This is a genomic window from Streptomyces sp. B21-083 (assembly GCF_036898825.1).
Classification (GTDB): Bacteria; Actinomycetota; Actinomycetes; order Streptomycetales; family Streptomycetaceae; genus Streptomyces.
The window spans coordinates 1,923,774-1,945,603 of record NZ_JARUND010000001.1 but is presented as its reverse complement, the minus strand read 5'-3'; the positions used below and the strand labels follow the sequence as shown (position 1 = coordinate 1,945,603).

The 21,830-nt window shown below is 69.2% G+C and carries 17 protein-coding genes; 3 read left to right on the top strand and 14 right to left on the bottom strand.

The annotated features are described in order from the left end of the window. Positions 1-2: 2 nt before the first annotated feature. Entirely contained in the window at positions 3-1,679 is a 1,677-nt protein-coding gene (locus tag QA861_RS08540) for a rhamnogalacturonan lyase B N-terminal domain-containing protein (RefSeq protein ID WP_334587606.1), read from the bottom strand. A 216-nt stretch (positions 1,680-1,895) separates the two neighbouring features. On the opposite strand from QA861_RS08540, the gene QA861_RS08535 reads away from it, so the two are divergent. Beyond that, entirely contained in the window at positions 1,896-2,954 is a 1,059-nt protein-coding gene (locus QA861_RS08535) for a rhamnogalacturonan acetylesterase (RefSeq protein ID WP_334587605.1), read from the top strand. A gap of 113 nt (positions 2,955-3,067) precedes the next feature. On the opposite strand, the gene QA861_RS08530 is transcribed toward QA861_RS08535, so the two are convergent. Next, entirely contained in the window at positions 3,068-3,712 is a 645-nt protein-coding gene (locus QA861_RS08530; RefSeq protein WP_334587604.1) for a LysE family translocator, read from the bottom strand. 102 nt (positions 3,713-3,814) lie between these two features. Continuing rightward, positions 3,815-5,212, bottom strand: a complete 1,398-nt coding sequence (locus tag QA861_RS08525; protein ID WP_334587603.1) for a hypothetical protein — start codon at positions 5,210-5,212, stop codon at positions 3,815-3,817. Between the two features lie 138 nt (positions 5,213-5,350). Between QA861_RS08525 and QA861_RS08520 the strand changes: the two genes are divergently transcribed. Further along, positions 5,351-6,220, top strand: coding sequence for an isocitrate lyase/PEP mutase family protein (locus tag QA861_RS08520; protein ID WP_334587602.1), 870 nt, complete (start codon positions 5,351-5,353; stop codon positions 6,218-6,220). Here the strand turns inward: QA861_RS08520 and QA861_RS08515 are convergent. The 11 genes from QA861_RS08515 to QA861_RS08465 all read right to left on the bottom strand — a co-directional run bounded on the left by QA861_RS08515 (position 6,192) and on the right by QA861_RS08465 (position 20,202). Then, positions 6,192-7,001, bottom strand: coding sequence for an alpha/beta fold hydrolase (locus QA861_RS08515; protein WP_334587601.1), 810 nt, complete (start codon positions 6,999-7,001; stop codon positions 6,192-6,194). The two genes, QA861_RS08520 and QA861_RS08515, sit on opposite strands and share 29 nt — an antisense overlap. A 157-nt stretch (positions 7,002-7,158) precedes the next feature. Further along, on the bottom strand, positions 7,159-8,478 hold the full coding sequence (locus QA861_RS08510; protein ID WP_334587600.1) for a jacalin-like lectin: 1,320 nt from the start codon (positions 8,476-8,478) through the stop codon (positions 7,159-7,161). A gap of 111 nt (positions 8,479-8,589) precedes the next feature. After that, positions 8,590-9,390 carry an ABC transporter permease gene (locus tag QA861_RS08505; RefSeq protein WP_334587599.1) on the bottom strand — a complete coding sequence of 267 codons (801 nt, stop codon included), beginning with the start codon at positions 9,388-9,390 and terminating at the stop codon, positions 8,590-8,592. A gap of 3 nt (positions 9,391-9,393) precedes the next feature. Further along, complete coding sequence (locus tag QA861_RS08500; protein ID WP_334587598.1) at positions 9,394-10,197, bottom strand: ABC transporter permease; 804 nt, start codon at positions 10,195-10,197, stop codon at positions 9,394-9,396. A 1-nt stretch (position 10,198) separates the two neighbouring features. Continuing rightward, the gene (locus QA861_RS08495) at positions 10,199-11,212 is read right to left on the bottom strand and encodes an ABC transporter ATP-binding protein (protein WP_334587597.1); all 1,014 of its coding nucleotides are present in this window, start codon (positions 11,210-11,212) and stop codon (positions 10,199-10,201) included. A gap of 32 nt (positions 11,213-11,244) precedes the next feature. Further along, positions 11,245-14,187 carry a glycoside hydrolase family 2 TIM barrel-domain containing protein gene (locus QA861_RS08490; protein ID WP_334587596.1) on the bottom strand — a complete coding sequence of 981 codons (2,943 nt, stop codon included), beginning with the start codon at positions 14,185-14,187 and terminating at the stop codon, positions 11,245-11,247. Positions 14,188-14,212: 25 nt separating this feature from the next. Further along, positions 14,213-15,091: a carbohydrate ABC transporter permease gene (locus QA861_RS08485; protein ID WP_334587595.1), complete on the bottom strand. Its 879-nt coding sequence runs from the start codon at positions 15,089-15,091 to the stop codon at positions 14,213-14,215. After that, complete coding sequence (locus QA861_RS08480) at positions 15,088-16,053, bottom strand: carbohydrate ABC transporter permease (RefSeq protein ID WP_334587594.1); 966 nt, start codon at positions 16,051-16,053, stop codon at positions 15,088-15,090. The genes QA861_RS08485 and QA861_RS08480 overlap by 4 nt, the downstream gene beginning before the upstream one ends. 20 nt (positions 16,054-16,073) lie before the next feature. Beyond that, a complete protein-coding gene (locus QA861_RS08475) occupies positions 16,074-17,336 on the bottom strand; it encodes an ABC transporter substrate-binding protein (RefSeq protein ID WP_334587593.1) in 1,263 nt (420 codons plus the stop codon). A gap of 222 nt (positions 17,337-17,558) precedes the next feature. After that, entirely contained in the window at positions 17,559-18,794 is a 1,236-nt protein-coding gene (locus tag QA861_RS08470) for an ROK family transcriptional regulator (RefSeq protein ID WP_334590493.1), read from the bottom strand. 163 nt (positions 18,795-18,957) lie between these two features. Continuing rightward, a complete protein-coding gene (locus tag QA861_RS08465) occupies positions 18,958-20,202 on the bottom strand; it encodes an FAD-binding protein (RefSeq protein ID WP_334587592.1) in 1,245 nt (414 codons plus the stop codon). 149 nt (positions 20,203-20,351) lie between these two features. Between QA861_RS08465 and QA861_RS08460 the strand changes: the two genes are divergently transcribed. Beyond that, positions 20,352-21,674, top strand: coding sequence for a radical SAM protein (locus QA861_RS08460; RefSeq protein WP_334587591.1), 1,323 nt, complete (start codon positions 20,352-20,354; stop codon positions 21,672-21,674). Positions 21,675-21,830: the final 156 nt, after the last annotated feature.

Here is a 21,830-nt window from a genome sequence, read left to right as displayed (position 1 = left end):
TCTCAGACGAGTAGGTCGAGCGCGTCGATCGACGTGCCCGCGCTGAGATAGGAGGTCGTCCCCGAACCGCTCACCACGTTGATCTTCAGCACGTTGTACTGACTTGTGTCCGTGAGCCAGGCGCTCGCCGGCACGTTGTAGGTGAACGTGTTGTTGTTACCCCGGTAGGAACCGTTGGTCAGGGACCGGGTGTTCGGCTGGGTGGGCGGGGTGGGGATGGCCGACGTCCAGGTGTTGACGGCGACCTGCGGGCGGCCGTTGGCGTAGGCCGTCGTCACGCCGATGCGCAGGGTGTGCGCGGCGGCGGCCTGGGCCGCGGTCAGCTTGAAGTAGACCAGCAGACCGCTGTTGACGTCCTTCCAGATGTAGCAGGGGAAGCCCGAGGTCTCGGAGCCGCTGCCGATCACCACGTTGCCGGTCCAGGCGGCTGCCCGGACGTCCGACGGATGCGCGTACGTCATCAGGTCGGCGTTCTTGAAGCCGCCCGGGGTGCCGTTCCAGTCGTTGATCCGCCAGATCGCGCTCGCGTTGCTCGGGTCGTTCGAGGACGGGATCGCGATCGAGTTCAGGGTGGTCGTGCCCCCGGCCGACACCGACACCGAGGTGGTGTAGACGGCGAGTTCACCCTTGAACACCGTGAGGGTGTACGTCCCCGGAAGGACACCCGCGATGGAGAAGTAGCCGTCGGCGGCACGGGCCGAACCCCAGTACTGCGCGGCCGAGTTGGCGATCCCCACCGTGTACGGGTACGCCGTGTTCCGCCCGGTGATCCCGACGCCCGCGACCCGACCCCGGCCGCCCGCGGCGACGTAACCGGAGATGCCGAGCGAGTCGGCCCACGAGGTGGTGAGCGTCCCCGGGAACAGTGACGAGGAGGGTGCGCCGCCGTCCGTGAGGGCGATGACGTAGGGGCCCTGGAGGCCGAAGCGCTGGTTCTCGGTCTGGTTCTGGCCGTAGTACAGGATCTCGTAGAGGCCGCCGCCGTCGGCGCTCTGGTGACGCAGGAGGGAGCGGTAGAAGGGGCCGCCGGAGGCCTTCTCGTGGTTGCTGCGCACCACGTACAGACCGACGCTCCCGGTCTTCCAGCCGACGTAGTCGTAGTCCATGACCCGCAACTTCGAGTAGTGCTTCGAGCGGGTCTGGCCGTCCGACTTCGCGAAGACGTCCGAGGCCTCGATGGTGCTGTTCGTGTACGTGTACGAGTCGGGCTCGTCGTTGAGGAACAGGCCGGCCTTGACGCGCAGGATGAAGCGGGTCGCCGAGACCGACGTGTCGGCCTTGTTGGTCCACACGTAGACGTTGTTCTCGCCGCTGCGGGCCGCGTAGTAGTGCTTCAGCGTGCCGTACGTGACGCTGACCAGGATCGTCGAACCGGACTGCCGGATCGTCACCGTGGAGGAGCCGAGGCCGGACTCGATGTGCGAGTTCATGCCGCCGTAGCCCTGGTACTCCGTGCCCCGGTAGACCAGCGAGGACAGGTCGCCGTTGGACTTGCGGACCTTGAAGACGAGGTTGGCGCCGGTGTCGATGACGTAGTTCGTGCCGTCGTCGGTGTAGCCGAAGGTCGCCGCGTGGGCGGTGCCGGGGAGGGCGAGTCCGGCGGCGGTGGCCGTGGCGCCGAGGACGAGCGCACGGCGGCCGAGGTGGATCCCGGGACGTCTGTCGTTGGCTGCGGACATGTGGGGGTGCCTCCTTCGGAGGTGGGATGTGGGGGTGTGGGGGGTGTGCGGTGTTCGGAAGACTGACAGTTGAATCGATTTTGCGAAAGGGCTTTCGTTGTAAGGAAGTTGGCGGTTGTGTGAAATCGTGCAGGACTCTAGAAAGCGCTTGCCAGAAGATGTACGGTCCTGCCGCTGGGCCTTGTCGAGCGTCGGAGGACTGCTGTGCGAACCGCGATGAGACGTTTCAACCGTGCCGTGCTGGCGGCCGTGACCCTGAGCACGGTGACCACCCTGGCCGCCGTGCCCGCCGCGGCTCACGAGCGGCCCTCGCACGGCCCTCGCGCCCTGGGCATCGAGAACTGCACGGCCACCGCCTGCCACTTCGACGTCGCGCCCGGCACGTACGACGTACGGGTGCTGCTGGGCGGCGAGGCCGCCGCCAGTACCGCCGTCACCGGCGAGACCCGGCGCGCGCTCCTCCCGGCGACCGCCACGGCCGCCGGCGAGCACGTGTCCCGCAGCTTCACCGTCGACGTCCGTACGCCCGAGGGCGAACCGACCGGCCCCGAGGGCACCCCGGGCCTCGACCTGGTGCTCGGCGGCTCGGCGCCGGACCTGGCGGACATCAGGGTGACCCCCGCCGCCCGCCACACCCGGCAGATCTTCCTGGTCGGCGACTCGACCGTCTGCGACCAGCCCGCCGACCCGTACACCGGCTGGGGCCAGCAGCTCCCTCAGTACCTCCGCAAGGGTCTGTCCGTCGCCAACTACGCCGATTCCGGGGAGAGTACGGTCACCTACCTCGCCAACCCGGCGCTCTTCCCGACCGTCCAGCCGCTGATCCGCCCCGGCGACCTGGTCCTCGTCCAGCTCGCGCACAACGACAAGCAGACGGACGAGCCGACGTACCGCGCGAACCTGGAGACGCTCGTCGCGGGTATTCGCGAGCGAGGGGGGAAACCGGTACTGGTGACTCCGATCGTGCGCCGCTGGTTCAACTCCGACGGCACCCTGAACAACGGCACCGCCCTGCTGGTCAACGGCCTCGGCGTCGACCACCCGGCGGTGATCCGCGCGGTCGCGGCGGAGCGCGGCGTGCCGCTGATCGACCTGACGGCGAAGACGAAGATGCTGGTGGAGTCCCTCGGCGTCGAGGGCTCCAAGGCGCTGTACCTCTACAACGAGAAGCGCGACAACACGCACACGTCCGTCCAAGGGGCCACGGCGTACGCCGAGTTGGTGCGCGACGAGCTGGTGGCGCAGCGGCTGGTTCCGCGGGGCGGGGTGCGGTAGAGAATCCTGGGCCACCGGCCCGGCACAAGCGCCTGGGGCGCCCCGACCGGAACCGGGGCGCTCCAGGTTCAGGTTCCGCGGCTCGCCGTGGCCGCTCCGGACCAGGCCCTGTCCTAGTCCGGCGCCGCGACCAGCCGTACGGCGAGCCCCGTGAAGACCGTGCCGCTGAAGATGTTGAGTCCGCGGGCGACGCGGCGGCTGCCGCGGAGCGCCGACGACAGGCGGCCGGAGAGCAGACCCACCGAGACGTCGACGGTGAAGCCCATGAGGACCAGCGTCAGCCCCAGCATCAGTAGCTGCCAACTCACGTGCCCCAGAGCCGGGTTCACGAACTGCGGCAGGAAGGCGACGTTGAACAGGATCATCTTCGGGTTGAGGAGATTGGTGACGGCGCCCTGCCAGAAGGCGCGTCGCCGGCCCGGGGCGGCTGGGCCCGCCGCCGCTGTCCCGTCCTCCTCGGTCGCCAGTGGTGAGCGGTCGCGGAACGCCTTGACCGCGAGGTGGAGGAGATACGCGGCGCCGAGCCAGCGCAGTACGTGGTAAAGCACCGGCAGGGTCGTGAAGAGCGCCGACAGGCCGAGTGCCGCCGACACCGCGTGCACCAGCGCACCGGCCGCCACCCCCAGCGCGGCCAGTACTCCGGTGACCGGGCCACCGCGTCCGCCCATGGCCACGATGAACATCATGTCGGGGCCGGGAGCGACGCACAGGGCGAAGGCAGCGGCCAGGAAGGCCGCGTACAGAGAGGTGTCCACCATGACGGTCATGCTCTGTCGTACGCGGCGAACCGTCGATCGAATTCCGCGGACTGAGACGCACGTGGTCCTGCCGGGACTCCGACCGCTGCAGGTGCTGCCGGTTCAGGGTGTCAGGCGGGCGATCCGCAGCGTCGCCGTGGTCGGGGAGGCGCCCGTGAGCGGGGTCGCGTACGACGGGGTCACCGGTGCGTACGCCCAGGTCAGGGAGCCGTCCTTCAGGGCCGCTATGTCGCCGGTGATGCGCGCCGGTACGACCTTGTCCGGTGTCTTGAAGGCGCCGTTCCAGTCGATCAGCCGCAGATGCGTGCCCGTGAACGTGCCGGTGCAGGTGCCGCTGGCGCACTTGGCGTTCTTCAGGGACTCCCACGACACCAGCAGTCGGTCCTTGCCGTACGGGGCGACGCGGACGTTCACGTGTTCCGTGCCCGGCGCGTTGGTCAGGTAAATGGCCTTGCCCGCAGGCGAGTTGCGGTTCTTGAGGAACGACACCGCGACCTGGTGCGTGCTCCACCTCGGCTTCACCGTCCAGCCCCGGCCACTGGAGTCGTCCGGGTTCTTCGCGGCGGAGGCCGACCCGCGCGAACCGTATGCGGTGGCGTACCGGCCTGTCGACGACTTCACCAGGTCACCGGTGCGGCCGGCGTACGTGCCGCCGCAGTAGCCCGCCCAGCACTGCTCACGCTGCACGGCCGGCGCGTTGTCCGGGGCGCCGATGCCCGTCGACACGAACAGGCCTGACCGCCAGTCGTCGAAGCAGAGGGAGGTGAAGGCGCCGGTGGCTTCGGCGTGCAGGGCGATGCCCTCGTTGTGCGAGCAGCCCCAGCCCCAGCCGCCGCTGAGTTTGGCGCCCTTGGCGCTCAGGTACGACAGTTTGTCGCCGAAGTGACCGTCGGCGAAACCGCCTGCGCCGTGCACCACGAAGTAGGCGCCGTACTTGGTGCCGTTCCAGGTGAGCTGGCCGTCCAGGGTCGGGGACGTGTCGTTGGACGCGGTACCGGTGAGCTTGGTACGCCAGGCCTCCCTGCCCTGCGAGAAGCGGACCAGCGCCGCCGCCGTCTCCTTCCACTTGTTGGTGTCGGCGACCCGGGTGAGCAGCGCGAAGCCGTCGTTGTGCGCGACCAGCCCCCCGACCTCCTTGGCACCCTTGACGATCGCGTCCCCGCCCGCGCGCTTGCCGGCCGAGGTCAGCGGGGTCACGTGCACACCGTCCGACGCCGGCCAGGCGACCCGCAGTGTGCCGTTGGGCGCCACCGCCGTCGCCGTACGCGTCCACTCCCGCGTGTTGTTGTAACCGGCGGACAGGTAAGGGAACTTGGCCGGCAGTGTCACGGAGGTGTTCGTGACGGCGAGGGTGGGCGCGGCCGGTGTGGTCGCCGCCCCGGCCGTCGCGTACCAGGCACCGGCGAGCAGCCCGGCCGCCGCGAGCCCACCGATCAGGGGCTTGCGGGCTGCGTGAGTGCGACGGTGGGCGGAGGCGCGGGGGAGTGGTGCTGATGTCATGCCTGTCTGTCGCCGTGGTGCCGGGAAAGGTTGCCGCCGGGAGGACACGGTGGTGACGGAGGAGGCGAGAGGGGACGGCCCGCGCCGGCCCGGAATGGTTCGGCCGGTGCCGAAGGGTTACGCCCATACCGTGACGGCATGAACCCGTCCTCGGCCCCGTCACCCCCGACCTCCCCCTCGCCGTCCCCCTCCGCCTTCGCCGCCCTCCACCACCGCGACGAGCCCCTGCTGCTTCCCAACGCCTGGGACCACGCCTCGGCCGTGCTCCTCGCCGCCCAGGGCTTCGCCGCGATCGGCACCACGAGCCTCGGCGTCGCCGCCGGCGTCGGACTGCCCGACGGTACGGCGGCCACCCGCGACCACACCCTTCAACTCGCCCTGAATCTCGGCACGGAGGACTTCCTGCTGTCCGTCGACGCCGAGGGCGGATTCAGCGACGACCCGTCCAGAGTGGGAGAGTTCGCACGGGAGCTGTCCGTGGTCGGCGCCGTCGGCATCAACCTGGAGGACGGTCTCGGGCCGGCGGCCCTGCACGCCGAGAAGATCGCCGCCGTCAAGGCCGCCGCCCCGGGCCTCTTCGTGAACGCCCGCACGGACACGTACTGGCTCGGCGACCACGGTTCCCCCACCCTGGCCCGGGACACGACGGCTCGCCTCGACACCTACCAACAGGCGGGCGCAGACGGGGTGTTCGTGCCCGGCCTGACCGACCCGCACCGGATCGCCGCGCTGGTGAAGAGCCTCGACGTCCCGCTCAACATCCTCTACTCGCCCACCGGCCCCACGGTTACCCGGCTCGGCGACCTCGGCGTACGCCGCATCAGTCTCGGTTCGCTCCTCTACCGACGGGCACTCGGCGCGGCCGTGGAGGCGCTCGACGACATCCGGGCGGGGCGGGCGCCTCGGGGTGAGGCACCCTCGTACGACGAAGTGGTGGCGCTCGGTCACCGGCGCGACGGCTCCGGACGGCCCGCCCGCGTCAGCCGACCGGAACCAGGGTCTCCGTGAGCCGCGCCGCGAACTCCGCCGGGTGAGTGAGCGGCGCGAGATGTCCGCCCGGGAACTGACGGGCGGCGCTGCCCGTCCGACGGGCGAGGAACGTGGCGCTGCGATGCGGGAGTTGACCGGCGGAGTCGATGCCCACGGCGACGGTGATCCGGGGTGAGGGGGCGGAGAGAGCGGCGAGGTCGGGGGCGTAGGAGGTGAACGGGAGCAGGATCCTGGTCAGAAAGACGGCCATGGGCGTCGCCAACTCGTCTGTGGCGGAGGGTGGTTGGGACGCCGGATCGGAGAGCTTGTGCTGCTCTTCGGGGGTGGGGGGCCGTTCCTCAAGACCCGCCACCATGCGGGCCGACGCCGCCTCGAGGCCCCGGGTGCGATAGGCGTCGTAGACCTCCGTGAACATCGTCCGCTGTCTCTCGGCGTCCGGCAGCACCGCCACGAGCGGTGACTCGTGCACGACCACGTGCCGCAGCCGCTCCGGGTGCCGGGACGCCAGGTCCAGGGCGACGACGGAGCCCGAGCTGCTGCCGAAGACGTACGCCGACTCGCCCGCGGGCAGCACCGCGTCCAGCGCCCGGGCCGCGCCGTCGCTCCACCACTCGACGCGCTGTTCCTCGACGGGCTTGCCGAGTTGGCCGTGGGCGAGGCCGAGATGGTCGTACGTCATGACGGTGAAGCGTTCTGCGAGGTGGGCCGTGAAGTCGTCGAGGCCCATGGGATGTCCGGCGCCGCCAGGGAGGATGAGGAGGACGGGGCCGGAGCCGCGCACGTCGTAGTGATCACTCATCCTGCCGAAGCTACCGGCTGGCAGGGCTCGGTGCGGAATGGTTTTCCGGATGAACGAGTGAGCGGGTAGGTGGCCGGGCGGGCGAGCACACGGGTGGGCGGACACCGAAAGGGTGTCCGCCCACACGACAGCGCGGTCGGTCAGGGGAGTTGGCCGGTCAGGCGATCGGTGCGTACACCACGCCCAGCTTGTCGATCTCGTCGCCCGAACGGCCCGTGAAGCCCACGATCTGCCAGCCCGACGGCGCGGTGAACGTCGCCGTGCTGGTGGTGGCCGTGCCGACGGTCAGGGTGCGGGCCTTGTCCGTCGTGAACGCGGCGGAGAAGATCCTTGTCCGGCCGTCTTTCTGACCCTGTGTCAGCTTCACCGAGGTGAGGTGTTCGCCGGACGCCAGGGTGAGGGAGGTGGCGGTGCCGCCCGTGCCGCCGTGGGTCAGGGTCGTGCCGCCGTCGTGGGTGAGGGACACCGCGTCCAGGCGGGAGCTGCCCCGCAGGGTGAGCGTGCGCGGTGAGAGCGTCGCCGGGAGGTCGTCGGCGTCGGAGAAGGCCGTGCCGTGCTCGCCGCCGAGGAAGTCGCTCGCACGCAGCTTCGAGGGCAGCGTCCAGGAGAAGTCGACGGTGTGCGGGAAGTGGTCGGAGAGGTTGCCCCCCGCGGAGTCCAGGAAGGACGCCCACTCGTTGTTGTAGCGGGTCGCGGAGAGGTTCACGAGCTTGCTGCCTCGGTAGAAGACCTTGTCGACCACCTCGCAGTTGTTCGTCGGCGCGGTCGTCGGGCACACGAGCGGGTCGGCGCCCTGGACCGGCGGCGTACCGCCCTCGACCAGCTGGACCCACGCGTCCGTCAGGCCGTTCTCGGACGCGAGCGTGCGGATGTTGTCGCCCGCCCGCGTGTACCGCGTGTTCGTGTCACCCATGACGATGACCGCGTTGCCCGCCGAGTTGGCCTGGATGAACGCGGAGAGCTGCGAGACGTTGTCCCGGCGGGCGGCATGCGCCTCGTCGGTGTCGTCGGCGTTGGTGTGGACGTTGTACAGGTCCACGTAGACACCCTCCGCGATCCGCACCCGGGCCAGCGAGAAGCCCTTCGGGGTAAGGCAGTTGGTGCCGGTGCACTTGTTCCACTTCACCCGCTCGAAGTCCTGGAAGGCGTAGTCCGAGAGGGTGTTGAGACCGTCGCCGAAGGCCGCTCCGCCACTCGTCGCCGTGCGGTACGGGTGGTTGTCGTTCGCGTACAGCGCCGCGTGGTAGTTGAAGTCCTCCTGCACGTTGACGATGTCGTACGCGCCCAGACGCGGCGATATCAGCGGGGTGTTCACCTCCGGGTTGCCGGAGCTCAGGATGTCCGGGAGGCCCGCGACGTTGTACGTGAGGACGTTGAAGGTGCCCGAGGTGGCTGCGGTGGCCGGGGTCGAGCCGGTGGCGGCGAGCCCGGCCAGCGCCAGGGCGCCGGCCACGAGGGTGCCGAGGAGTCTTCTCATGGTGGGGGTGTCTCCATGGGGGGTGGAAGGCGAACACTGCTCAGGTTCGGGGGCCAACAGTGTGCTGGACAGGAGCTGTTGGGGGAACAGTGAGTGACCGACGGGCCGTGTTCAGCCGTTCACGCCCGTGTAGTGCCCGAGGCTCCACCGCCACAGCAGCCGCGCCCCCAGGAACGCCACCACCCCCAGCAGCGGCGAGGCCGCCGCCAGCCAGTACGGCACGCCCGTGTCGTGTCCGTGGCCGGTCAGTACCGCCGCCGGGAAGTACGCGACGAACGCGAGCGGCAGACCGAAGGTGAGGAACCCGCTCACCGCCTTCGGCAGCACGTTGAGCGGATAGCTGCCGAACGTGCCGAGCAGTTCCTCCAGCCAGCGCCCCCAGTAGTCGGCGGCGGGGAAACGCAGCGAGGCGCAGGCCACTGCCGTGAACAGGGCCGCCTCCAGGAGCATTCCGCCGAGGACGCAGACCACCAGGTACGTGATGCGGCCCGCCGTCCAGTCCAGGTCGCTGCGGGAGAGCGCGCCCGCCATCAGACCCGCGGCCACCGTCAGGTCGCCGATGGCGTTGGTGGGGAAGACGGACAGCTGGACCTGGCGGAACACCGGCATCGGACGGACCAGATAGGTGTCGATCGCCCCCTCCTGGATGCTCCGGCCGATGCCGTGCATCCGCCCGAGGAACAGCACGAAGATGCCGTGGGCCAGCATCCGGGTCGCCGGGATCAGCAGCACCTCCGAGCTGTCCCAGCCGCCCATCCCGGCGAACCGGGTCAGCAGCACCGTCGCGAACACGATCACCGACACCTGCCAGACGGCGCCGATGGCGATCATCATCAGGAACTCGGAGCGGTACTCCAGCTGGGCACGGAAGTTGAGGCGCGTGATGCGCCACGCGATACGTACGCCGTTCACGGCTCAGCCTCCCTGGGAGACGACTCGGAGGGCGGCCCGCCGCCACAGAAACCGGGTGAACAGGGCCAGTACGACGATCCAGCCGGCCTGGACGGAGAGCTGGAAAGCGGCGTCGGAGAGCGGGACACGCCCCACGTACAGCGACAGCGGTACGCTCAGCGTGGCCTGGAAGGGCAGGAAGGAGCTGAGGGTGATGAACCAGTCCGGGAAGAACCACAGCGGTGCGTACACCCCGGACAGCAGGTTCTGCGCGAAGATCAGGATGAGCATCGCGGCGCCGTTGCGCAGTGTCCAGAAGCACAGCTGGTCGATGACGAGCATGACGTAGTACAGGACCAGCTGGCCGAGCAGCAGACTGAGCGCGAACACCCCGGCCACGGCGGCCGATTCTGGGGGCTGGACCACCCCGACGGCCAGACAGAGCGCGAACCCGGCCAGCGCCCACGCCAGCCCGTACAACTGCTCGCCCAGCGCCCGCAGCGCGTAGTAGCGCTGGGGCGGCAGCGGGCGCAGGTACCAGTACACGATCGTGCCGAAGTGCATGTGCTGGAGCACGGTGTCCCGGCCCGCGTACTGGTCCAACTCCCGCAGCCGGGAGGCAAGTACGGCCATGACGGCGTACGTCACCGCCTGCTCGCGGGTGAGGCCGGCCGTCGTACCGGTCTGCTCGTACAGGCCGGTCCACAGGGACGCGACCAGGACCACCTGGACGGTCAGCCGGACCAGGGCGGCGGTCATCCGGGGCGGGGCGTGCAGCTCACCGAGCGGGGTGACCCTGGCGGACCGCCAGGCGTGCAGAACGGCCATGTCAGCCGCCCCCGCGTGACTCGGGTATCTCGGCCTGGACGTAGGCGGCGCGCATCACGTCCTCCAGGTCGGCCTCGTCGAGGGCGATGTCCGTCACCTCGTACCGCTCGATGACCCGCTTGAGCGCCTGGTGGACCGTGGGGGCGGCCGGACCGTCGGGGCCGAAGACCACCTGGGGGCCTTCGCGCCGGAGCAGCGCGATGCCCGGGAGGGCCTCGACCTCCGCGTGCGGGTCCGACAGGGTGGCCCGGACCTGCCAGGTGGAGCCGAACCTCTTCTTGATCTCGTCCAGCGTGCCGTCCAGCACGAGCCGGCCGTGGTTGACGAGGACGACCCGCTCGGCGAGCCGCTCGACCTCCGTCATGTCGTGGGTGGTCAGCAGCACGGTCCGGCCGCGCTCCTCGACCTGGTGGCGCAGGAACTCCCGCACCTGCTCCTTCACGACCACGTCCATGCCGATGGTGGGCTCGTCGAGGAACACCACCCGCGGATCGTGCAGCAGCGCCGCCGCCAGGTCGCAGCGCACCCGCTGGCCCAGCGACAGATGCCGTACGCGGGTGTCCCAGAACGTGGACAGCTCCAGCAGGTCGTCGAACTCCTGCAGCCGTACGGCGTGTTCGGCCTTCGGTATCTCGTAGATGTCCCGCAGGATCGAGAACGACTCGCGCACCGGCAGGTCCCACCAGAGCTGGGTGCGCTGGCCGAACACCGCCCCGATGTTGCGGGCGTTGCGCTCGCGGTCCAGGTAGGGCACCACCCCGGCGACGCGTGCCTCGCCGGAGGTGGGGGTGAGGATGCCGGTGAGCATCTTGATGGTCGTCGACTTGCCGGCGCCGTTCGGCCCGAGAAGGGCGAGGAGTTCGCCCGGCGCCACGTCGAAGGTGATGTCGGAGACGGCGTCCTTCGAGACGCGCTCCGGCTGGACGAGGGAGCGCAGCGCCCCGGTGAAACCGGGACGCCGCACTGTGGTGTGGAAGGTCCGGGACAGGCCCCGGACCTCGATATTGCCGCTCAACGAACCCCCGATGTAGGTGAGTTGATGAAGTCTTACTCGATGGCGGTGAACACGAAAGTGAATTTCGTGGGCGCCGCCCGGAGCAGGTACTGCGGCAGAGCGCCAGGCCCGCAGGACTGTGAACCGATGCCCTGCTGCCCGTTGTCGAGGTTGACCCACACAGTGTCGCCGGGTGTCAGGTCGGTGAGGTGGTCGGCCGCGTCGAGCTGTTCGCTCGTCCAGCGGCGGGCCGTGAACCAGAACTCCGGGTCGCCGTCGATGCGCAGCCCGCCGAGCTCCGCCCAGCGGACGTCGGCGCGGGCGCCGTTCTCCTGCGGGCGGAGGTAGGGGGTCTGGAGGTCGTCCACGGTGGACTCCCAACGGCCCAGCATGGAGGCCGACTTGGTGTCCGGGTACCCTTCGCCGGGCCCGCCGCCGAACCAGGTGACCCGGTCCGCGGCCGACAGCCCCAGCCGGATCCCGAGCCGCGGCAGCGGCAGCGTCCACTCGCCCTCCGGGACGACGGACACGGTCAGCTTCAGCCGGTCGCCGTCGGACGTCCAGCGGTACTCCGTGTTCAGGCCCACCTCGGCCGCGGCGGGCGCCACCCGGGTCCGTACGGTCAGCGAGTCCTCGGCCAACTCGACGGCGTCCAGGCGGCGTTGCATCCGGTGCAGGCCCAACTGTCGCCAGAGCATGCCGTAGCGCTCGTCCGGCTGCCAGGCGGCGCCGTCGTCGTTGTCGGTGGGCGCCCGCCACACGTCCAGTTTCGGGCCGATGACATCGACCCCGTTGATCGACTTCAGTGCGCCGGTCGAGGGGCTGAAGACGGCAGGACCGAGCATGATGCCGTCCCACTCGGCGCGGGCGGAAGGCTCGTCCCCGACGCTGAGCCGCACGAACCTGGACTCGGCGGGCCGCTCGCTCGCGGCGACGTTCACCAAGGTGCGTGCGTGGACCGGGAGTTGGCCCCAGGCCACCAGATGCCCCTTCGCGCCCCAGACCGATTCCTCCGCCAGCAGCGCCCGTACCGTCCACTGCGACTCCGCACCGCTCCGCGCGTCGGCGGGCGGCGCGGGCAGCTTCACGTCCGCCGACTCACCGGGGGCGAGGGCGGGCACCTCCAGGGTGCCCGTCTCGACCGCCGTGCCGTCGACGTCGTACGACCACTCGAAGGTGAGCGCGGACAGGTCGGCGAAGTCGTACGCGTTGGTCACGCGCACGGTCCCGGCCGTGCCGTCGCCCCCGATCCGGACCGGCTCGATGACCTTCTTGTACTCGACGAGTCCCGGTGACGGCGTGCGGTCCGGGAAGATCAGCCCGTCGCAGACGAAGTTGCCGTCGTGCAGCTCCTCGCCGAAGTCACCGCCGTACGCGTAGCCGAACCGCTCGTCCTTGACGCCGTGGTCGATCCACTCCCAGATGAAGCCGCCCTGGACGCGGTCGTGGGCCTCGAAGATCCGCTGGTAGTCGGCGATGCCGCCGGGGCCGTTGCCCATGGCGTGGCCGTACTCGCAGAGGATGAAGGGGAGTCCGCGCCGCTTCTCGGTGCCGCCGTCCAGCCTCTGGCCGATGCGCTCGGTCTCCGCGTGGTCGGCGTACATACGGGAGTACATGTCCGTGTCGCGGCAGTCCCAGTCACCTTCGTAGTGCACGAGCCGGGAGCTGTCGCGGCCGTGGATCCACTCGGCCATGGCGGTCAGTCCGCGTCCGGTGCCGGCCTCGTTGCCCAGCGACCAGATGACGACCGACGGATGGTTCTTGTCGCGCTCGACCATCCGGGAGGCGCGGTCCAGGAGGGCCGGGGTCCAGCGGTCGTCGTCGACGGGATTGTCGCGCCAGTTCTGCTCGGTGAAGCCGTGGGTCTCCAGGTCGCACTCGTCGATGACCCACAGGCCGTACTCGTCGCACAGGTCGAGGAAGGCCGGGTGCGGCGGGTAGTGCGAGGTGCGGACGGCGTTGACGTTGTGCCGTTTCATCAGCAGCACGTCGGCCCGCATGGTCTCCAGGTCGAGGGAGCGGCCCTTCTCGGGGTGCCACTCGTGCCGGTTGACGCCCTTGAAGAGGACGGCCTTGCCGTTGACCTTGATGAGCCCGTCGGCCAGTTCGACGGTCCGGAAGCCGATGCGCAACGGCACCCGCTCACCCGCCGTGACCAGGACACCGTCGTAGAGTCGGGGTGTCTCGGCGGTCCACGGCTCGACCGCGACCGTCACCGGCTCGCCGGTCCTGACATCGATGTCCAGCTCGGGGACGGTGACCCGCCCGTCGACGTCGGACTCGACGAGGAGCGTGCCCTCACCGGTGGTGTGGTCGTAACCGGAGTGCGTGAAGAAGTCGAGGACGCTAGCCGCCGGACGGTGCAGCAGCGTCACGTCACGGAAGATGCCCGGCAGCCACCACTGGTCCTGGTCCTCCAGATAGGAGCCCGCCGACCACTGGTGGACGCGGACGGCGAGGACGTTGCCGCCGGGCTTCAGCAGCTGGCCGACGGCGAACTCGTGCGCCAGCCGCGAGCCCTTGAACTCACCGATGTCCGTGCCGTTCAGCCACACCCGGGCGCACGACTCGACGCCGTCGAAGCGGAGCACGGCCCCGCCGTCCGACAGGTCGGGCCAGTCGGACGGCAGGTCGAAGACGTGCAGGTGGTCGCCGGTCGGGTTCTCCGTCGGCACCCGCGGCGGGTCCACCGGGAACGGGTAGCGGACGTTGGTGTAGATCGGCGAACCGAACTTTCCCTCGCCCTGGAGGACCCAGTGACCGGGGACCGTCACCTCGGCCCAGTCCCCGGCGTCGTATCCCGGCTCGGCGAACGAGTCGTCCGCTCCGTCGGCGGTCGACGACAGCCGGAAACTCCAGCTGCCGTTCAGGGACAGCGATCCGGCGTCCGAGGACGCGTACCAGGCGCGGGGCGGAAGTGCCCCGCGGCCGGGTGAGACGTCTTCGACGTAGTCGGTCGGCGTCGACGTGGACACGGCCGTGGTGCGGGAGGACATCGGTCTCCAGGTAATTAGGGAAGGTTCAGCCCTTGATGCCCGTCTGTGCGATCCCCTGCACCAGCCAGCGCTGGAGGAAGAGGAACACGAACAGCAGGGGCAGGATGGAAATGGCGGTCGCCATGAAGATCAGGTGGTAGTTGACCGTCTGATTCGTCATGTACGACGAGAGTGCCACCTGCACCGTCCAGGCGCTCGGGTCCTGGCCGATGACCAGTGGCCACAGGAAGGCGTTCCAGCCGTTGATGAAGGTGATCGTGGCGATCGCCGCGAAGAAGTTCAGCGAGTTGGGTACGACGACACGCCAGTACGCACCCCAATAGCCGAGCCCGTCCACGCGCGCCGCCTCCTCCAGCTCCTTCGGGAACCCCAGGAAGTACTGCCGAAAGAGGAAGCAGGTGAAACCGCTGAAGAGGCCCGGGACGATGAGACCTTGGTAACTGTCCACCCAGCCGAAGGACGAGACCAGGACGAAGCTGGGCACGAAGGTCACGGCGGTCGGGACCATCAGGGTGGTCAGGACGATGTAGAACACCTTGTTGGCGTGCTTGTAGGGGATCCGCGCGAGCCCGTACCCGGCGAGCGAGCAGATGAAGAGAATGCCCACGGTGTTCAGGACGGCGACGACGACGGAGTTCCACATGGACTGGGCGAAGTCCACGGTGACGTCGTCGAACGGCTCGGTGATGTTGCTCCACTGGATGTCGGTGGGGAACCACTTCCAGCTCTCGCCGGTGATCTCCGGGTCCGTCATCAGGGAGTTGCGGACGATCAGGTAGAAGGGGAGCAGGAAGAGGAGGCCGGCGACTCCGGTCGCGATGTACAGACCGGTGTTGCCCATGACGCCGCCGCGCCTGACCTTGACCGGCTTCTTCTGCCCGATCTCGGGTGCTGTGGTGGTCACTTGCCCTCCTCACCCCTTCCGAAGCCCATGATCTTGCCCTGCAACAGGGTCACGACGCAGATCAGCATCGTCAGCACGACAGCGCCCGCGCTGCCCGCGCCGTAGTTCTGGTTCTCACCGAGGGCCATCTTGTAGAGCTCGACCAGCGGGGGCTGTCCCCAGGTGGCTTTGGAGAGCAGGTTGAAGAACTCGTCGAAGGCCTGGTAGGCGGCGACCAGCAGGAGCAGGATCACCGCGGTCGACGTCGCCCTCAACTGGGGCAGCGTGATGTAGCGGAAGGTCTGCCAGCCGGGCTTGGCGCCGTCGATGGAGGCGGCCTCGTACAGCTCACGCGGGATGTTCTGCAGCGCCGCGATGAACAGGATCATGTAGAAGCCCGACTGGAGCCACAGTCGTACGGTCACGATGACCAGCCAGTACCAGGGCGGATCCGGGGACGCGAGCCAGGCGATGTTGTCGACGCCGAACCAGCCGATGACGGTGTTGGCGAGGCCGAAACGGACGCCGTTGAAGAGGGACATCTTCCAGATCAGCGAGGCGGCGACATAGCTGACCGCCGTGGGCAGGAAGAAGACCGACCGGAAGAACGCACGCATGAACCGCAGCCGGTTCACCAGCAGTGCCAGGCCCAGTGAGAAGGCCCAGGTGGTCGGCACGATGAACGCCGCGAACACGCTGAACGTGACCAGTGAGTTCAGGAAGTCGACGTCGGTCAGGACCTGCTTGTAGTTCTCGAAGCCGACGAAGTCGCTGGGCGTGACGGTGAAGCGTGCCTCGAAGAAGCTGAGATAGATGCTCCAGCCGATGGGCACGAAGACGAAGACGATCAGGCCGATGAGGAAGGGCGCGGTGAAGAGCCAGAAGTTGAAGGTGCTGCTCGCCCGCAGGCCCCGCCGCGGCCGGTCTTTGGAGACCTTGGCCGAGGCGGGCTGGGCGACCCCGCGCGTGGTGGTGGTCGACATTTCGCAGTCCGTCCGGTGGTCTATCCGAAGAGCTTCTTGAGTTCGGTGTCGACCTTCTTCTCGCAGGCGTCGAGCTGGGCCTTCGGGTCGTCGTTCTTGCGTACGCAGTTGGCCATCACGTCGTTGACCGACGAGATCATGGCCTGGGTCCAGCCGATGTTGTCGAAGTGGCCGAACTCGTTGAACAGCTTGACGCCTTCGGCCGGCAGGCCGGTCTTGAGCTTGGTGGCGGTCTGGGCGATCGAGGTGCGCGGCGGGATGTGGAAGCCGTAGGAGGTGGCCCAGTCCTCCTGGTACTCCTTCTGGTCGATCCACAGCCACTTCACGTATTCCTTGGCCGCCTCGACGTTCTTGCCCTTGGCGTTGACGAACATCGACCAGCCGCCGTTGGTGACCGACTGCTTGCCGGCGGATCCGACCTTCGGGAAGGGGAAGATGCCGATGTCGTCGCCGAGCGCCTGCTGCATGGCCGGCATGGCCCACATGCCGCACCACTGGATCGCCGTCAGGCCCTGGATGAAGGCCGAGGGGTCCCACCAGTCGGTGGGGGCGCCGAGCAGCAGGTTGCCGCTGGTGAACAGGGTCCGCAGCTGCTTCAGTCCCTCCGCGACGCCGTCCGTGTTGAAGGCGGGCTTGTTGTCCGCGGTGAGGGTGTCGGCGCCGGCCGACCAGATCAGGTTGCTCTGGACCGGGGTGAGGTCGTTGCCGAGGTAGGCGCCCTTGATCTTGTTGGTCTTCAGCTTGGCGGAGACCTCGATCAGCTCCTCCAGCGTGGTCGGCACCTCGACCTTGGCCTTCGCGAAGAGCGAGGGTCGGTAGAAGAAGAACTGTGGGTCGTCGATCATCCGGACGCCGTATATCTTGCCGTCGACCGTGTGGGACGTGATGTCGGCCTGGTTGAAGTCGTCCTTGACCGGGTTGATGATGTCCGACAGGTCCGCCACCTGGCCGCTCTTGATGAGCTGGATCTGCGGGTGGAACTCGAAGACGTCGGGTGCGTTCTTGGTGAGCAGCGCGGCGAACAGCTTCTGTTCGAAGTTGGAGCCGGTGATCCACTGCGTGGACACGTTGGCGCCCTTGTAGGCCTTGGCGTACTTCTTGATGGCCTGCTCGGTGCCGGCCTCGCCGTACGCGTGGAAGTACTGGACGAGCGAGTCGCCCGACCCCCCGCCGCTGCGGCCGTTGTTCCCGCCGCACGCGGTCAGTCCGCCGGCTGCGGCCAGGCCCATGGCGGCCCGCAGAACGTTCCGGCGGTCCCAGTTGCTGTTGCTCAATGCCGACATGTGACGTCCTTGTCTCGAGTACGGCTGCGGCCCTGTCGCTTCAGCGCCAGATGGCTTAAATGAGGTTGCGGAGGCGGACGTTAACCTTCGGCTAAGCCTTCGGCAAGGGGTTGGACGAAGCCCGTTCGAAACGTTGCGGAGCGTTCGGGATTTCGGACACGACACATTGGCGGACGGCCTGAACGGCGGTTCGCGCGGGGGTGGTTGGGGATTGGTCCAGACCTATTTCAGCGGTATCGGGCCACCGCGCCTGGCGGTCGACGACCGCTGGGTGACCAGGGACAGCGCGCCTTCGAGCGCGAAGGTCGCCGCGCCCAGACACACCGGGTCTCCCGGGATGGGGGACAGGACGATCTCGGTGGCCGCCAGGGGCCGTTTCAGTGCGTGCCGGGCCACGGCCTCGCGCACTTCGGTGACCAGCGGCTCGCCGAGCGTGGCCGCGACCCAGCTGCTCAGCACGACGATCTCGGGGTTGAGCAGATTGACCAGATCGGAGATGCTCGCGCCCAGATAACGAGCCATGTCCCGGACCACCCTGACGGCCACCGGATCGCCGGCGGCGACCCCACGGGCCAGCGCGTCGACGGTCGCCGTCTGGTCGTCGGGATGCAGCAGCGCGCCACCCGGGTCCAGCTCCGCCAGGTTCAGCATGATCCCCGGCGCGCCGACATACGTCTCGACGCAGCCGTGGTTGCCGCAGTGACAGGGCCGCCCGTCCAGGACGAGGGTCGTGTGCCCCCATTCCCCGGCGCTGTTGCTGACCCCCCGGTGCACCGCGCCGCCGATCACCAGGCCGGCGCCGACGCCCGTCCCGAGGTTCACCACGACAGCGTTGCCATGTCCGCGTACGGCCCCGAACCACAGCTCGGCCACCGCGCAGGCGCGCAGCGGGTTGTCGAGGTACAGCGGATAGGCGATGTGCTCGGTGAGCAGGTCGAGGAGGGGTACGTCGTGCCAGTCCCAGTTCGGCGCGTACTCGGCGATACCGGTGACCCGGTCCACCTGCCCCGGCACGCTCACCCCGACGCCCAGTACCCGAGCGCCCTCGATGCCGGCCTGCGCGACCACGGAGCCGACGGCCGTGGTGACGTGCCCGACCACCTGCTCGGGGCGGCTCTCGCCGGGGCGCATGTGCTCGGCGGCGCGGGCCAGTACGTTCAGCCCCAGGTCGAACAGCTCGACCCGGACGTAGGTCTCCGCGATGTCGACGCCGATCAGGGCGCCGCCCGTCGCGTTGATGGCCACGAGGCCCCTCGGGCGTCCGCCCGCCGAGTCCTCGAAGCCGACCTCGGTCAGCATCCGCAGGTCGATGAGCTCCCCGACCAGCGTGGCCACCGTCGCCAGGCTGAGCCCGGTGGCGGCGGCCAGCTCCTGCCGGGACGTGGGGGACTGGGCGATGATCTGGCGCAGTACCTCGTAGCGGTTCGTGGTGCGGATGTCACGCGATGTGCGCTTCACCACCGGGCATGCCCCCTCGCCGTGCGGACCTCAGTGCGGACAGCCCGGGGCACGACGGCACCGGCGCGGCGCAAGGCTATGGGCAGCGGGGGAGGTTCGACAAGGGGTTAGGAAAGGGGCTGACGAAAGTCCCGGCGCACTTGACGGCGCACCCGGCGCGAGGTCAGCCGCCGAGCGCCTCCCGTACGAACGCGTTCGTGAACTTCGCCGAGGGGTCCAGGAAAGCCCCCAGCGCCCCGAAGTCAGTCAGCCGCGGATACCGACCGCGCACCACCTCCGCCGCCACGGTGAACACCTTGCCCCAGTGCGGACGCGGCCCGAACGGGTTCAGCGCGGCCTCGACCCGCCGTACCACCGGCAGCACCGCCTCGGTGTCCGCCACCCAGGTGAAGTGGAACGCCACGCTGTCCCGTCCGTACGCCGGGCTCAGCCACTGGGTGTCGGCGGCGATCGTCCGGACCTCGCACACCTGGAGCACCGGCGCGACGACCTCCCGGATCGCGTCGAGCGACCGCAGCGCGTCCAGGGCGTACGGGCGCGGGAGCAGATACTCCGACTGGAGTTCCTCGCCGCTGCTCGGCGTGAACTCCGCCCGGAAGTGCGGGAGCCGCTCGTGCCAGGGCCCCGGCACACCGAACTGCTCCGTGCAGTTCACGGCCGGCATCCCCGGCACCGGGTGCATCGCCTCGGTGGCGGGAGCGGCCCACGGGAAGTTTGGCGGCGCCTGGTCGGTACGCCGCTTCAGCCACACCTGTCTGAAGCCCGGCGCCCGCCAGTCCGTGAACAGACTCACGCTGTACGCGGCGCCCGCCACGGCCTCGAAGTCCAGCCCGTCCAGGGGCAGTTCGGTGAACACGTACTGCTCGACCTCGAAGTCCGCCTCCAGGTCAAGGGTGAGGGCTGTGACGACGCCCAGCGCGCCGAGCGCGGTGACCGCGCCCTCGAACCGGTCCTCGCCGCGGGTGATCGTCACCGTCGAGCCGTCCGCCGTGACCAGCTCGACCGCGCGAACGGCGGCGGCCAGCGAACCGTTGCCGACGCCCGAACCGTGCGTACCTGTCGCCACCGACCCCGCCACCGAGATGTGCGGCAGGGACGCCATGTTGTGCAGCGCGAGCCCGCGCCCGTGGACCGCCCGGGCCAGCTCCGCGTACCGGACCCCGCCCCCGACCCGGACCGTACGGGCCGCGGTGTCGACGTCGATCTCCTGCGGCAGCCCGGCCAGGGAGAGCAGGATGCCGCCGGCGCCCGGCTCGGCGATGTCGTTGAAGGAGTGCCCGCTGCCCAGCACCCGCACCCCGGCGCTCCGGGTCACGAGCGCCCGCAGGGCGTCCAGGGAGCGCGGTCGGTGCAGCTCCGTCGGCGTGTAGATGATGTTGCCCGCCCAGTTGGTCAGCGTCTCGGCCATCGGGTCCGTCCCTCCGCTCAGATGCGTCGACCTTCTCACGCAGGGGGATGTGACATGCCCGAGGGGCCCCGCGGCCACGGACACGCAGGCGGGGGCATACCGTGAGGAGTCGAACGCCGGAGTACCGCCGGAGCTGGAGGAGACACGGGATGGGCAGCCGCACCGCGCTGGTCGAGGATCTGATGGAGCGCTTTCCGCATGTCCCGCGGGAAGCCGTCTTCAAAGAGGACCTGCTCAGGGGTGGTGTGGCCTTCGATCCGTCCGCGCTCAGCGACAACGAGAGCGGCGACGTCAAGCCGAAGTCGTACTTCATCTTCTCCTTCGACCACGGCACCCTCCCCGAGCTGGGCGAGGCCGCGCTGCGCCGCCCGCCGGAGGAGATCATCCTCACCGGCGGCCCCTACGACCTGCGCCGGACCGTCGTGTCGGTGCGGGTGAACCCCGCCTCGCCCTACCGGGTGGCCCCCGACGAGGGCGGCGTCCTCGGCCTCTACCTGGACGGGAAGCGGATCTCCGACGTCGGGGTCCCGCCGATGCCCGAGTACTACCGCCACACCCTCTCCAACGGGAAGTCCGTCATGGAGGTGGCCCCGACCATCCAGTGGGGCTATCTGATCTATCTGACCGTCTTCCGGGTCTGCCAGTACTTCGGCGCCAAGGAGGAGTGCCAGTACTGCGACATCAACCACAACTGGCGCCAGCACAAGGCGGCCGGCCGGCCCTACACGGGCGTCAAGGACGTCGACGAGGTCCTTGAGGCGCTGGAGATCATCAACCGGTACGACACCAACAAGACCTCCACCGCCTACACGCTCACCGGCGGTGCGATCACCTCGAAGCTCCAGGGCCGCGACGAGGCCGACTTCTACGGCATGTACGCGAAGGCCATCGAGGAGCACTTCCCGGGCCGCTGGATCGGCAAGGTCGTCGCCCAGGCGCTGCCGAAGGACGACGTCCGGCGTTTCAAGGACTACGGCGTGCAGATCTACCACCCCAACTACGAGGTGTGGGACCGCAACCTCTTCGAGCTGTACTGCCCCGGCAAGGAGCGTTACGTGGGCCGCGACGAGTGGCACAAGCGCATCCTCGACTCGGCGGACGTCTTCGGCGCGCGCAACGTCATCCCCAACTTCGTGGCCGGTGTGGAGATGGCCGCGCCGTCCGGGTTCACGACGGTCGACGAGGCCATCGCCTCCACCACCGAGGGCCTGCGCTTCTTCATGTCGCACGGCATCACGCCCCGCTTCACCACCTGGTGCCCCGAGCCCACCACCCCGCTCGGCAAGGCCAACCCCCAGGGCGCGCCGCTGGAGTACCACATCCGCCTGCTGGAGGCCTACCGCGCCACGATGGACGAGTTCGGCCTCGACTCGCCCCCCGGCTACGGCGAACCCGGCCCCGGCCGAGCGGTATTCTCGGTCAGCTCCTTCATGGACAGCCTGCCGGCCCGCGAGCCCGCGTCGAAGACGTGAGCCGAAGGACCGAGCAGAGCTGAGAAGGACCGAGACGAGCCGAGAAGACTGAAAACAACTGAACGGAACGGCGCCGGGGCCCGTATGGGGGCAGGAGAACCCGCACGTCGTTCCGCTCACCTCACGACCCCCGTACGGCGAGCCGCGTTGACATGT